At 62.8% G+C, this 14,216-nt stretch carries 11 protein-coding genes; 3 read left to right on the plus strand and 8 right to left on the minus strand.

What is annotated here, in order from left to right:
- The first annotated feature begins 2 nt into the window (after positions 1-2).
- Together R2N11_RS08095 and R2N11_RS08100 are read left to right on the plus strand one after the other, a co-directional pair.
- Positions 3-1,304: an HlyD/EmrA/EmrK family protein gene (locus R2N11_RS08095; RefSeq protein ID WP_199030925.1), complete on the plus strand. Its 1,302-nt coding sequence runs from the start codon at positions 3-5 to the stop codon at positions 1,302-1,304.
- 5 nt (positions 1,305-1,309) lie between these two features.
- Positions 1,310-2,866, plus strand: coding sequence for a DHA2 family efflux MFS transporter permease subunit (locus R2N11_RS08100; protein ID WP_199030926.1), 1,557 nt, complete (start codon positions 1,310-1,312; stop codon positions 2,864-2,866).
- Positions 2,867-2,951: 85 nt separating this feature from the next.
- On the opposite strand, the gene R2N11_RS08105 is transcribed toward R2N11_RS08100, so the two are convergent.
- Genes R2N11_RS08105 through R2N11_RS08115 form a run of 3 tightly spaced genes read right to left on the minus strand, consistent with a single transcriptional unit; the run spans position 2,952 to position 6,640 of the window.
- A complete protein-coding gene (locus R2N11_RS08105; RefSeq protein ID WP_316680762.1) occupies positions 2,952-4,376 on the minus strand; it encodes a c-type cytochrome in 1,425 nt (474 codons plus the stop codon).
- Positions 4,377-4,386: 10 nt separating this feature from the next.
- The gene (locus R2N11_RS08110) at positions 4,387-6,048 is read right to left on the minus strand and encodes a GMC family oxidoreductase (RefSeq protein ID WP_316680763.1); all 1,662 of its coding nucleotides are present in this window, start codon (positions 6,046-6,048) and stop codon (positions 4,387-4,389) included.
- Between the two features lie 58 nt (positions 6,049-6,106).
- Positions 6,107-6,640: a sugar dehydrogenase complex small subunit gene (locus R2N11_RS08115; RefSeq protein ID WP_316680764.1), complete on the minus strand. Its 534-nt coding sequence runs from the start codon at positions 6,638-6,640 to the stop codon at positions 6,107-6,109.
- 252 nt (positions 6,641-6,892) lie between these two features.
- Here R2N11_RS08115 and R2N11_RS08120 point away from each other — a divergent pair, with 252 nt between their 5' ends.
- Positions 6,893-7,663 (plus strand): SDR family NAD(P)-dependent oxidoreductase, encoded by a 771-nt coding sequence (locus R2N11_RS08120; RefSeq protein ID WP_316680765.1) that lies wholly within the window; start codon positions 6,893-6,895, stop codon positions 7,661-7,663.
- Between the two features lie 40 nt (positions 7,664-7,703).
- Here the strand turns inward: R2N11_RS08120 and truB are convergent, their stop codons facing one another.
- The 5 genes from truB to rimP all read right to left on the minus strand — a co-directional run bounded on the left by truB (position 7,704) and on the right by rimP (position 14,077).
- A complete protein-coding gene (gene truB / locus R2N11_RS08125) occupies positions 7,704-8,648 on the minus strand; it encodes a tRNA pseudouridine(55) synthase TruB (RefSeq protein ID WP_316680766.1) in 945 nt (314 codons plus the stop codon).
- A 2-nt stretch (positions 8,649-8,650) separates the two neighbouring features.
- Complete coding sequence (gene rbfA / locus R2N11_RS08130; RefSeq protein WP_199030932.1) at positions 8,651-9,022, minus strand: 30S ribosome-binding factor RbfA; 372 nt, start codon at positions 9,020-9,022, stop codon at positions 8,651-8,653.
- A 121-nt stretch (positions 9,023-9,143) separates the two neighbouring features.
- Complete coding sequence (gene infB, locus R2N11_RS08135) at positions 9,144-12,041, minus strand: translation initiation factor IF-2 (RefSeq protein ID WP_199030933.1); 2,898 nt, start codon at positions 12,039-12,041, stop codon at positions 9,144-9,146.
- A gap of 75 nt (positions 12,042-12,116) precedes the next feature.
- Positions 12,117-13,592, minus strand: coding sequence for a transcription termination factor NusA (gene nusA / locus R2N11_RS08140; RefSeq protein ID WP_048932184.1), 1,476 nt, complete (start codon positions 13,590-13,592; stop codon positions 12,117-12,119).
- Positions 13,589-14,077: a ribosome maturation factor RimP gene (gene rimP, locus R2N11_RS08145; protein ID WP_199030934.1), complete on the minus strand. Its 489-nt coding sequence runs from the start codon at positions 14,075-14,077 to the stop codon at positions 13,589-13,591. The genes nusA and rimP overlap by 4 nt, the downstream gene beginning before the upstream one ends.
- Positions 14,078-14,216 lie beyond the last annotated feature (139 nt).

Here is a 14,216-nt window from a genome sequence, read left to right on the forward strand (position 1 = left end):
TCATGAGTGACAACAAGCCCCAAGCCGCCGCCCCGTCCGCAGCCCCAGGTTCCGGAAACCCAGCTGCAGCTCCTGCGGCGGCGCCCAACGGCAATGGCAACGGAAAACGCAAGCGCATGCTGACCACGCTGGCCGCCGCATTGGTGGTCGCCGGCGTCGGTTATGGCCTCTACTGGGGCCTGTATGGCCGCTGGTTCGAGTCGACCGACGATGCATACGTACAAGGCAACGTGGTCCAGGTGACGCCGCAGGTGGCCGGCACCGTGGTGGCCATCCGCGCTGACGACACGCAGCTCGTCACCTCCGGCCAACCGCTGATCGAGCTGGACCGTGCCGACGCACGCGTCGCGCTGGAGCAGTCCGAAGCGGCCCTCGCGCAAACCGTGCGCCAGGTACGCACGCTGTACTCGAATACCAGCGCCTATACGTCTGCACTGGCACAACGTCAGTCAGATCTCGCCAAGGCGAAGGACGACCTCGCACGCCGCAAGCAGATCGCCGGCACGGGTGCGGTGTCGCAGGAAGAAATCTCGCACGCGCAAACTGCCCTGCAAGCCGCCGAGGCCGCCGTTGAAACCGCCAAGGAGCAACTGCAAGGCAACCGCGTTCTGACCGAGCAGACCACGCTGGAGCGCCACCCGAACGTACTGCAGGCCGCCGCCAAGGTGCGTGAAGCCTATCTGGCGTACGCCCGCACGAGCCTGCCGGCAACGGTAACGGGCTATGTGGCCAAGCGCTCGGTGCAGGTTGGCCAGCGCGTTGCCCCGGGCACGCCGCTGATGGCGATCGTGCCGCTGGACCAACTCTGGGTCGACGCCAACTTCAAGGAAGTGCAGGTGCGCCACATGCGCGTGGGCCAGCCGGTTGAGCTGGAAGCCGATGTATACGGCAGCAGCGTGACGTATCACGGCAAGGTGGTCGGCTTCTCGGCGGGCACGGGCTCGGCGTTCTCGCTGCTGCCGGCACAAAACGCCACGGGCAACTGGATCAAGGTGGTGCAACGCCTGCCGGTGCGCGTGTCGCTCGACCCGAAGGAGCTGAAGGACCACCCGCTGCGCGTGGGCCTGTCGATGATCGCCAAGGTCGATATCCATGACGAAGGCGGCCAGAGCCTGGCCTCCACGCCGGCCGCGTCGCCGCTGGAAACCAATGTGTACGACCAAGCCGGCAAGGATGCCGACCAGGTCATCGCCAGCATCATCGCTACCAACGGTGGCCGTGGTGCGGTCAATGCACCTGCCTCTGCCACCGCACCGGCAGCCGCCTCCGCACCGAGCGCATCGCAACCCGCACCCAAGGTCTGACACGCATGGCAACCGCCGCGCTCAAGCCGCCACAACCACTGACCGGCGCCAAACTGGCGATCGGTACGGTGGCACTGTCGCTGGCCACCTTCATGAACGTGCTGGATTCGTCCATTGCCAACGTGTCGATCCCGGCCATTTCGGGTGACCTGGGCGTGGCGCCGAACCAAGGCACATGGGTCATCACCTCGTTTGCGGTGGCCAACGCCATCTCGGTGCCGCTCACGGGTTGGCTGACACAGCGTTTCGGACAGGTGCGCCTGTTCATTACGTCGATCATCCTGTTCGTGCTGTCGTCGTGGGCGTGCGGGCTGGCGCCCAACATGGGCATGCTGATTACCGCACGGATCATCCAGGGCGCAGTTGCCGGCCCGATGATTCCGCTGTCGCAGGCACTGCTGCTGTCTACGTATCCACCGGCCAAGAGTTCGATGGCGCTGGCGCTGTGGGGCATGACCACACTGGTTGCGCCCGTCATGGGCCCGATCCTGGGCGGCTGGATCTCGGACAACATGAGCTGGCCGTGGATCTTCTACATCAACATCCCGGTGGGCATCGGGGCTGCGTATGCAACCTGGGCCATCTACAAGGATCGTGAATCGCCCACACGTGCGCTGCCCATCGACAAGATCGGTCTGGCATTGCTTGTGCTCTGGGTAGGCTCGCTGCAGTTGATGCTGGACCGCGGCAAAGAGCTCGACTGGTTCAACTCGACTGAGATCGTCGTGCTGACCGTCGTCGCCATCGTGGGCTTCGCCTTCTTCCTGATATGGGAATTGACCGAAGACCACCCGGTGGTGGATCTGACGCTGTTCAAGGGGCGCAACTTCAGTGCCGGGGTCGTCGCCATTTCGGTGGCGTACGGGCTGTTCTTCGGCAACCTGGTGATCCTGCCACTGTGGCTGCAGACCATCGTGGGCTATACCGCAACGGACGCGGGCCTGATCATGGCGCCAGTAGGCATTTTCGCCATCATCCTCTCGCCCGTCATCGGCAAGAATCTGCCGAAAATGGACGCGCGCTGGGTGGCCACTGCGGCGTTCCTGACGTTCGCGCTGGTGTTCTGGATGCGTTCGCACTTCACCACACAGATCGATACGCGGACGCTGCTGATCCCGACGCTCATCCAGGGCGCAGCCATGGCGATGTTCTTCATCCCGCTCACGTCGATCATCCTGTCGGGCCTGTCGCCCGAGCGGATTCCGGCGGCATCGGGCCTGTCGAATTTCGTGCGGATCATGTTTGGTGGCATCGGTGCATCGATCTCGACCACGATCTGGGACAACCGCTCTGCTCTGCACCACGCGCAGTTGGTCGAGCATGCGAATGCATACAACCCTGCCTATACGTCATCGATCAACCAGTACACGCAGTTGGGCATGCCTAACCTGCAGGCCAATGGCGTGATCGAGCGCACGATCACGCAGCAGGCCGCGATGCTCGGCGCCAACGATATCTTCTGGATTTCGGCGGTCTTGTTTATCGTGCTGATCGGCTTTATCTGGCTGACCAAGCCGGCAAAGTCGGCCGGTGGCGCGGAGGCGGCGGCTGGCGCGCACTGATCGCCTGCTACGCACGCAGCCTCACAAAAAAAAATGCGCTTCGCAGTATTGCTGCGAAGCGCATTTTTCATTCTCACCCGGCCAGTCAACGATGGCGTCGGCGTTTCCACCACGCGGCAAGCAAGGCCAGCACAATCACCGCGGCAATCGCGCTCCACTCCATCAACCTGCGCAGCGGTGCACCGGCATCGTCGCCGCCCTGCCGCAGCACCTTGACGCGCGCCTCATCCACCGTCACGGTCGGGTTACCGTATTGCTGCATCACGAAGGCTGCCAGTTGGGCCACCTGAGCGTCGGTCAACGCATCCTTGAAGCCAGGCATCAAGCGTTCTTCATCGCCCACACGGATGTGCAGGCCGTCGAGAATCACGTTCACCAGGTTGTCGGCATTGTCCCGGCCCAGCACGGTGTTGTGGGCTAGGCTCGGGAATGCCTGCCCGCGCGTGCCGCGGCCGGTCGTCTGGTGGCAGCTCGCACAGTTGGCGCTGTAGAGCTGCGCGCCAGTCGTGAGATGTGGATACCCCGGGCCAGCGGCCTGATAACCGATGCCTGTGTTCACGGCACGCAGGCCGGCTTCGAAGTCGACATCGACATCGCCGTATTCGAACGCTGGGCGTGTATCGGCTGAGCTGCGCACTGGCACCGAATCCTTCAGGTACGTGGCGATGGCGGTCAGGTCTTCCGTACTCAGATATTGCAGGCTGTTCTGGATGGCCTCCGCCATGCCGCCCGCGGCCTGCCCCTTGCCTTCGACGGCGCCGTTGCGCATGTACTGCACCAGCTCATCAACCGACCAGACACCGATGCCGCTTACGGGGTCCGACGTGATGTTCGGCGCGCGCCAGGGGCCGACTTGACCACCAGAGAACGCCAAGCTGCGCTTCTCGGCCATCAGCACGTTGCGCGGCGTATGGCACGCACCGCAGTGCGCCAGCGTGTCGACCAGATACTTGCCGCGATTCCATTGGGCGTCCTTGCCTTCAACCGGTATGAAGGGGCCGCGATCGAGGAACAGCAGGTTCCAGCCTATCATCAGCCAGCGCTGGTTAAACGGAAACGCCAGCGTGGTGGGCGGCGGTGTGGTGTCTACCGCCTCAACGTCGTGCAAGAAGTACGCGTACAGCGCGCGGATATCCTCGTCCGTGGTCCCGGCATAGGACGTGTACGGCATGGCGGGGTACAGGCGCTGGCCTTGCACGTTGACGCCTTCGCGCACGGCACGCGCGAACTGGGCCTCGGTGTAGCTGCCGATCCCGTGCGTCTTCGACGGCGTGATATTGCTTGCGTAGATCTTGCCGAACGGCGAATCGATCGGCAGGCCACCCGCCATCGGCTTGCCGCCTGGTGCGGTATGGCAGGCCACGCAATCAGCCGCCTTGGCCAGATAACGGCCGCGCGCAATCAGCTCGGTCTGGTCGACGCCCGCATCCGCCGCATAGGCCGCACCTGCAGTCAGCATTGTCAGCAGCAGCCCCTGCAACACACGGGGGAGTCGCATTGAAAACTTCATGTTGCGCTCCTCAACCGCGTGCCAGATCGGCCTTGACCGTATCGGCAATGCGCAGTGCAAGCGCCGCGATGGTCAACGTTGGGTTGCCCGTACCGCCGTTGTTGAACACGGCACTCGATGCCACGTACAGGTTGTCCTGCTCGTGTACGCGGCAGTACTTGTCGACCACCGACGTGTTGGGGTCATTGCCCATCAGCAAGCCGCCCATCGGGTGATCCTGCGCGGCAAACTTGAACGGGTCTTTCGCATCGGGGATGTAGGTGATGTCGCTCGCGCCCATGCCCTTGAAGATCGCCTGGTACATCTCAAGGGTGCGCCGCGCGCTCTTGCGCGTGTACTCGTCAATGCGGTACCAGACCTTGGGGTACGGGATGCCAAGTACGTCGCGCTTGTCTGCCAGCGTCAGACGGTTGTCCGCGCTCGGCAACACCTCGTGGTGCGAAGACAGCTCGAGCTTGTGCGCCACGCCATGCCGAATGGCGGCGTCCAGCTTCTTGCCGACCAGGCCCGAAGCCAGCGCCTGCTGCGCCACGGGAGCCGTCATATTGCTATCGTCGATGCGGGTGATGGCAGCGGCCATCTCACCACGCCACGGGCCGTCTCGCAGGCTGTCGATGGCCGAATTGTGCTGCGGCCCCTGCCCCATCCACACCGGGTCACGGCTGATGAACTGCACCTCCATGCCGGCGTGCTCCATCAAGTTGCGCCCGACCTGATCGGTCTTGTTGCCCATGCCGTTCGGGTTCTTGTCATCCTTTGACATGAGCATCAGCTTCGTGGTCTCGATGTTGTGCGCGGCCAGAATGAAGCGTTTGGCAGTCACGCGGTACGAGCGCTTGTCCGGATCGTAGAAGTGCACCGCCACGACCTTCTTGTTGGCAGCGTCGGTCTCGATGCGATAGACGACCGAGTTCTCGCGCACGCGTGCACCGGCCCTTTCGGCCTTGATGACGGTTTCCATCGCGTTGTACATCGCACCGATCGGGCAGATCGGCATGCAGTTGTTGTTGCCTGCGCACGCTGGTCGGCCATCGTACGGATGCGTGTTGCGCGCCTCCGGCTCGTGCACCACGCGGTAGTCGGTGTGCTTGGCAACAACCTCTGCCAGGACCTTGCTCGGATAGGTCCAGGGCATCTTCTCCATCGGATACGGCTGCTTGCGTGGTGAACCGAGATCTTCCGCACCGCGCGACGGGTCCGGGCCGCACACCCCCATCTCCACTTCCGCTCGGTAGTAGTACGGCTCGAGATCGTCATAGCTGATCGGCCAATCCCGGCCAACGCCATAGGTGGACTGCAAGCGGAAGTCGTTCGGCAGATGCCGCCACGCACAGCCCGCCCAGTGCCACGTCGTGCCGCCAACCAATCGCAGATAGTCGGTCTGGTAGGCATAGCCATCGGGGCCATCGACCTGCAGATAATCGAGGGCCGTGCCGTCGACATCGTTAAATGGCGCCAGAGCCCAGGGCTTGGGCGGATACGGCGTGGTCAGCGCACGCGTGGTCGCGGGCGAGTTGCGGAAGTTCTCGACGATTTCACCGCGCGTAACGCGCGGGCCGGCGTCGAGCATCAGCACCGACAGCCCGGCGCGGGCGAGCTCCAGCGCGGCCATGCTGCCGGCGGCACCCGCACCGACGATGACGACGTCGGCGGACAATTGTTGATCGCTCATGAGAAGAATGGAGTGAAAGTGGACGATCGCAGTGCCGGGCGATACCGGCGACGGCGTATCAGCCGTGGTCTGCGAGAAACGTGAACGCAACCCAGTTCAATGGGCCTCCATGCACGTAGCTAGGTGGGCTCAGGACATCTGCGGTGGGCCGGTACATCAGCGCCCCGGCGTAGGCGATGACATGCGTGCCGACTGTGCCGAGGTACCACGCTGACACCACTTGGTTCAGCGTGCCCCTCAACGCCGTCTGGTGCTGTACGTCAAGTTGCTGCGCCAGCGCTTCCACGGGCATTGGCGGCTGCCCGGCAATAAACGCCGCAAGCTGCTGCAAGCGGGCATCGAACGTGGCATCGGCTTTCTTGAGCGCGGCATGCAGCGCCTGGCCGGTGGTTGCATCAAGCGCGCCGTCTACAACGGCGCGGGACACGCGCATGAAATCGCCGTCAGCGGTGCGTTGCGCAAGCGCCTGCTGCGCAACAGACGGCACCACGGCCGCCAGCGCGGCCAGCGAGATCGCGCTCAGCACAAACGCGCGTCGCGAGGGCACCAAGGCAGAGAGGGTGCGCTCGCCCGATGAGGAAGTGGGATTCACGGATGGGCTCCATGTGGGATGCGCATGCGCGACATCCCATCGCTCGGTTCTGATTTTTGGGGAACCGAGGATAGAGCGGGTCGATATTCACGAGTTCAACATCTGATTGCAGTAGAACTTACTTAGCAACCGATAGACGTCACTTCAAAACAAATGTCACAGATTGGCGCAAATCAGGCATTGGTTTGGTGTGCACCACCCTGCTATCGTGGCCCTCGTTTTTGAAGCCATCGCCTCAGGGTGTACTCAACCATGCAACTTTTTGATTTACGCGGACGCGTCGCCATCGTCACCGGTGGAAACGGCGGGATCGGCCTGGGCATCGCTACCGGCCTGGCACAGGCGGGCGCCGCCATCGCCATCGTTGGGCGCGACGTCGCCAAGAACCAGACGGCAGCCGGCCAGCTTGTCGCGGCGGGTTTCAATGCCCGTTTCGTCAGCGCCGACATTACCAACCCTGGCGCCTGCCAAGCGATGGTGCAGACCGTAGCCGCACACTTCGGCCGCGTCGACATTCTCGTCAACAACGCCGGCATGACGATCCGCAAACTGGCGCAGGATTACACGCCGCAAGACTGGCAGCGCGTGATGGATGTCAATGTGAGCGGCACCTTCCACTGCGCACAAGCGGTGTTCCCGGAGTTCCAGAAAGCGGGGGGCGGCAAGATCATCAACATCGGCTCGATGATGTCGATTTTTGGCGCTACGTATGCCGCGCCCTACTCGGCAAGCAAGGGTGCCATTGTGCAGTTGACACAGGCGCTGGCGGTTGAGTGGGCAACGCATCGCATCCAGGTCAACGCCATCCTGCCTGGCTGGATCGATACCGAACTCACGCAAAGCGGGCGTGCTGAATTTCCGGACTACGACTACGAAGGCGCCGTTCTAGGGCGCACGCCCGCGGGTCGTTGGGGCGAGCCGACGGACTTGGCCGGCGCGGCGGTATTCCTCGCCAGCCAAGCCTCGGACTTCGTAACAGGCACCGCCATCCCGGTCGACGGTGGCTATTCAGCGCAAGGGTGAAACCCTGACGCAGTATGTAACCTGCGGGCTGATCTGCGGCTCAGAGATGGACGAGCCGCTCCGGCCTCAGCACGCCCCCCTGCCAGGCAGCGACACCTAGCAGCGAGACGGCCACATCATCGCGCGTGCCGTAGACGCGCACCTGATCGGCATTCGGCAATGCCCATCGCAGCGGCAAGCGCTGGCCATGCAGAAAGCGGCGGCTGTCTTCTGCATTCAGTTCCACGCGCGGCAGCGTTTGCAGCAGTGCATCAACTGGCGCGAGCAGCGCTGCACGCTGCTCCTCCGGCGCGGCTTCCACGGCGTCGAGCGTCACCGCTGCGTCCAACTTCAAGTTGCCGACTTGCGTACGACGCAGCGCGATCAGGTGTGCGCCGCAGCCTAACACCTCACCGAGATCCTCGCCTAGCGTGCGGATGTACGTGCCCTTGCTGCATGCCACGCGCAGGGTAACCGTTGGTGCAGCAGACTCCAGATCCGTCGCCAGCACATCGATGGAGCGAATCGTCACGCGTCGTGCAGCGCGTTCCACAGTTTGCCCAGCACGCGCGTATTCATACAGCGGCTTGCCGTCTTTCTTCAGCGCGGAATGCATCGGCGGCACCTGATCGATCTCACCGACAAAGCGTGCGACGGCAGCCTGCAATTGCTCGGGCGTGACTGATACCGACCGCTCGCTCAGGACCTCGCCTTCGGCGTCTGCGGTACTCGTCTTGATGCCCAAACGCACAACCGTCTCGTACGTCTTGTCCGCGTCGAGCAAGTCCTGCGAGAACTTGGTCGCCTCGCCAAAGCACAACGGCAGCAGACCGGTCGCCAGCGGATCCAGCGTGCCGGTATGCCCAGCTTTCTTCGCCCACAGCAGACGCTTGGTGCGCATCAGCGCATCGTTGCTCGACCAGCCGATCGGCTTGTCCAGCAGTAGCACGCCGTGCACCTCGCGGCGTGGCGGTTTCTGTGGCTTGGGCGCGTGTTGCTCAGCCATCGTCAGTCGTCTTTGGCGCGTGTGGCGTTGGCTTCGTCGATCAGGCGAGACATCTCAATCCCGCGCTCGAGCGAACCGTCAAAGTGGAAGTGCAGCGTCGGCACGGTGTGGATGTGCAAGCGCTTGAACAGCAACGAGTGCAGGTAGCCGGCCTTCTCGTTCAGGATGGTGGCGGCAACTTCCGGCTCGGCACCCAGCACCGTGAAGTAGATCTTGGCATGCGCGTAGTCCGGCGTGAGCGTCACGGATTGCAGCGTCACCAACCCCATCGCCGGGTTCTTGATCTCGCGCTGGATCAGTTCGGCCAGATCGCGCTGGATCTGATCGGCGATGCGCAAGTTGCGGCCCGAGGCCGACCCCGATTTCTTCGGCATAGCGTGTTCCTCATACAGGGCCGCCGGCACAAGTCGACAACCCCAAAAGACAAAACGGTGGCGCGGGACGCGCCCGGGCCACCGTCGCAAAGATGTGCCGGGCAAGCGCCCGGCCACCGCATTACAGCGTACGTGCCACCTCGGTGATCTCGTAGATCTCGAGGTGATCGCCTTCCTTGACGTCGTTGAAGTTCTTGATCGACAGGCCACATTCGAAGCCTTGCTTCACTTCCTTCACATCGTCCTTGAAGCGCTTGAGCGAATCCAGCTCGCCCGAGAAGATGACCACGTTGTCGCGCAGCACCCGCACCAGCGAGTTCCGCTTGACGAAGCCATCCAGCACCATACAACCGGCCACCGCGCCAACCTTCGGCACGTGGAAGACCTGGCGCACCTCGACGGTACCCGTGGTCTCTTCGCGCTTTTCCGGCGACAGCATGCCCGACATCGCCGCCTTCACCTCATCCACAGCGTCATAGATGATGTTGTAGTAGCGGATGTCGATACCGTGATGCTCAGCCAGCTTGCGCGCGCCCGCATCAGCTCGCGTGTTGAAGCCAATGATGACGGCCTTCGACGCGGTTGCCAGGTTGACGTCTGACTCGGTGATGCCACCCACGGCGGCGTGCACAATTTGCACACGCACTTCGTCGGTCGACAGTTTCTTCAGCGAGTGCACCAGCGCTTCCTGCGAACCCTGCACGTCGGCCTTGACGATCAGCGGCAGCGACTTCACATCGCCTTCGCTCATCTGTTCCAGCATGTTTTCCAGCTTGGCAGCCTGCTGGCGAGCCAGCTTCACATCGCGGAACTTACCTTGGCGGAACAGTGCGATTTCGCGCGCCTTGCGCTCGTCTGGCAGCACCAGTACTTCTTCGCCTGCACCCGGCACTTCCGACAGACCCTGGATTTCCACCGGGATCGACGGACCGGCTTCCTTGGCCGGCTTGCCGTTTTCGTCCAGCATGGCGCGTACACGACCGTAGGCCGTGCCTGCGAGCACCACGTCGCCGCGCTTGAGCGTACCGCTCTGCACCAGCACCGTAGCGATCGGGCCCTTGCCCTTGTCGAGCTGAGCTTCCACCACCAGGCCCTTGGCCGGTGCGTTGATCGGCGCCTTCAGTTCCAGCACTTCAGCCTGCAGCAGCACGTTTTCCAGCAGGCTGTCGATGCCTGCGCCCGTCTTCGCGGATACCGGCACGAACGGCACATCACCGCCGTACTCTTCCGGGATCACACTTTCGGCCACCAGTTCCTGCTTGACACGGTCCGGATTGGCTTCGGGCTTGTCGACCTTGGTGATCGCCACCACGATAGGCACGCCAGCCGCCTTCGCATGGGCGATGGCTTCCTTCGTCTGAGGCATGACACCATCGTCGGCCGCCACCACCAGAATCACGATGTCGGTTGCCTTGGCACCGCGTGCACGCATGGCCGTGAAGGCCTCGTGACCCGGGGTGTCGAGGAAGGTGATGACGCCGCGATCGGTTTCGACATGGTACGCACCGATGTGCTGTGTAATGCCGCCGGCTTCGCCCGCCGCAACCTTAGCCCGACGGATGTAGTCCAGCAGCGAGGTCTTGCCGTGGTCGACGTGACCCATCACGGTCACAACCGGCGGACGAGTCTCAGCCTCGACATTCGTCGGTTCATCCACGCCCTCGATCAGCAGTGCCTCCGGATCGTCCAACTTGGCCGCGACCGCCTGATGGCCCATCTCTTCGACCACGATCATCGCGGTCTCTTGGTCCAGCACTTGGTTGATCGTGACCATCTGGCCGAGCTTCATCATCTGCTTGATGACCTCAGCGGCCTTGACCGACATCTTGTGCGCCAGATCGGCCACAGAGATGGTTTCCGGAATGTGCACCTCGCGCACGACCGGCTCGGTCGGCGCCTGGAAGGCATTGCGGTTATCGTCGCCATGGCGGTTGCGGCCGCCCTTGGAGCCGGCACGCCAGCCGTCAACGCCACCACCCGTGTCGCCACGTGTCTTCAGGCCACCGCGCTTGCCACCGCCGCGATTGTCGTCCTGCCAGCCCGACTTGCCACGGCCACCCTTCTTGTCGCCAGACGGCGAGCTCGGCGTCGCTGCAGCGGGTGCCGGGGCGGCGGGCTTCTTGGCTGCTGCAGCCGGGCGTGCCTCACCCGCCGGCTTGACCGGCTTGTGCAGCGTGCCCGATTGCTCGGCCTTCTTGGTTTCTTCTGCCTTGCGCTCGGCCGGCGTTTTCAGCACGCGGGCCGGGGCGCTCATCATTTCGCGGATAGCGCGGGCTTCGGCTTCGGCGGCTTCGCGGCGCTTGCGCGCGGCGTCTTCCTCAGCCTTGATCTTGTCTGCAGCCACGCGCGCCTCGTCGGCAGCCTTCTGCGCAGCTTCGCGCTCGGTCGCCAGGCGTGCAGCGTCTTCCTCGGCCTTGCGGCGCGGGGCTTCGTCTGCGGCTTCTGCCGCGGTGCGAGCAGCCACAGCTTCTTCTTCCGCCTTCTTGGCGGCGAGTTCTGCCTGACGCTTCTGCTCCGCTTCAGCGGCTTCCTGCCGGGCGCGGCGCTCGGCTTCCTCGCGCTCCATCGCTTCCTGGCGTGCCCTCAGCTCAGCTTCCTGGCGGGCCAGCTGTTCCGCCTGCTGGCGTTGCTCTTCCTCCCGGCGCGCAACTTCCTCGGCGTCCACCAACGGCGCTGCGGCTGCGGCCTCGTCTTCCGACTGGCCTGCGGTCGGCTCGTCACGCTTGACCAGCACGCGCTTCTTCTTGACTTCCACTTGCACGGTGCGCGTCTTGCCGGTGGCATCCGCTTGGCGGATTTCACTGGTTTCACGCTTGGTGATCGTGATCTTCTTGCGCGCGCCATCCTCGGCACTGCCGTGCGCTCGCTTGAGATAATCGAGCAGACGGGTCTTATCCGATTCGGTGATGACGTCTTCCGGCGTCGCCTTCTGCACGCCCGCAGCTTGCAATTGTTCCAGCAGCGCCGATGCGCTACGGTTCAATTCGCCTGCGAGTTGGGCAACTGTTGTGCTTGCCATTCAAACCCTTTCGATGCTTGGTTTTAGTGAGGATTGCGAGAAACGATCAATGGATCGATGTGGGTCTCGCTAACGTCACGAAAACCAGTGTTCACGCGCCTTCATGATCAGCGCCTTGGCCTGTTCTTCGTCAACGCCGGTCATTTCGACCAGTTCGTCCACGGCCAGCTCAGCCAAGTCGTCACGCGTCTGGATGTTCCCCTCGGCCAGCTTGCCGATCAGCTCCGGGGTCAGCCCCTCGAGGTCGCGCAGGTCTTGCGACACCTTCTCGACCTTTTCTTCCTTTGCCAACTCCATCGTCAACAACACGTCACGAGCGCGGTTACGCAGTTCATTGACGGTGTCTTCGTCAAACGCCTCGATCTCCAGCATTTCCTGCAGCGGCACATACGCCACTTCTTCGAGCGAGCTGAAGCCCTCTTCGATCAGGATGTCTGCAACTTCTTCGTCCACGTCCAGCTTCGCCATGAACAACTGGCGAACGACGGAGCTTTCTTCAGCTTGCTTCTGTGCGGACTCAGCCGGCGTCATGATGTTGATCTGCCAGCCAGTCAACTCCGAGGCCAGGCGCACGTTCTGGCCGCTACGACCGATGGCGACGGCGAGATTCTCATCGTCGACCACCACGTCCATGCTGTGCTTCTCTTCGTCCACGACGATGGATTGCACTTGCGCCGGTGCCAGCGCGCCGATCACGAACTGCGCCGGATCTTCCGACCACAGCACGATATCCACGGCTTCGCCGCCAACCTCGTTGCGCACCGCCGTCACACGCGTACCACGCACGCCGACGCAGGTGCCAATCGGGTCGATGCGCTTGTCGTGCGCCACAACCGCAATTTTCGCACGCACGCCCGGATCACGCGCAGCCGCCTTGATCTCCAGCAGGCCTTGTTCCATTTCCGGCACTTCGTTTTCGAAGAGCTTGATGAGGAACTCGGGGCACGTGCGCGAGAGCTCGATCTGCGGGCCGCGTGCAGTACGGTCGACGTTCAGGATGTACGCGCGAACACGATCGCCCGTGCGCAGGTTTTCCTTCGGGATCATCTGATCGCGTGCCAGCAGCGCTTCCACGCGACCAGATTCGACGATCAGACCCTTCTTGTCGGCACGCTTGATCGTGCCGGTCATGATCTTTTCGCCGCGATCGAGGTAGTCGTTCAGGATCTGCTCGCGCTCAGCATCACGGATGCGCTGCAGGATGACCTGCTTGGCAGCCTGCGCGCCAATGCGGCCGAACTCAACCGACTCAATCTGCTCTTCGATGAATTGGTCGACGTCGATGTCGGCGTCCTGCTCTTTGGCTTCGAACAGCAGAATCTGCTTATCCGGCTCTTGCAGCCCAGCGTCATCGGGAACAACCAGCCAGCGACGGAAGGTTTCGTGTTCGCCCGACTCACGGTCGATCGCCACGCGCACATCCACGTCTTCTTCAAAGCGCTTCTTGGTCGCCGAAGCCAATGCGGCTTCCAGCGCCCCGAACACCACATCCTTGTCGACGTTTTTTTCGCGCGCAAGCGCATCGACGAGCAACAGAACTTCGCGGCTCATTGCTTGTTCCCTTTGTTTCGATTTCCTTTGAAGTCCAGCACAGGCACCAGCCGGGCGCGGTCGAGTTCCGACAACGTGAATTCCAGCAGCGCAGGGCCGTCCTTTCCCTCAAACTCGAGGCCGACCCGTTCTTGGCCGGGCTCCCCCGTGGGAGCCTGAATGACCCCCGTGAAATTCTTCTGGCCGCCCACTGGCAAGCGCAGCGTCACCTTGGCCTCCAGGCCTGCGAAACGCGTGAAATCGGACAGCGTGCGCAGCGGACGATCCAGCCCAGGCGACGACACTTCCAACCGCTCGTAATTCACGTTTTCAACTTCGAAGACACGCGTGAGCTGATGACTTACCTTCTCACAATCTTCAATGACGATGCCATTCTCCGCCTGATCGATATACACGCGCAGCAATCCAGCTGGCGCGCGCTCCACTTCCACCAGCTCGTAGCCCATGGCGGCGAGGGTTTTCTCAATCAGATCAGTCAGATGCACGTTTTTCCTGAAGAACTTCCCGGTACTGCCAACCTGCCGAAGCAAAAAAAAATGGGCGCAACGCCCATATCATTCGCCCATCTTCTACAGGATGACTTTTGATTAGACTCATATTGTAATCCGTCTCTGGGCAAAACGC

It is taken from the genome of Ralstonia flaminis (assembly GCF_958415495.1).
Lineage (GTDB): Bacteria > Pseudomonadota > Gammaproteobacteria > Burkholderiales > Burkholderiaceae > Ralstonia > Ralstonia flaminis.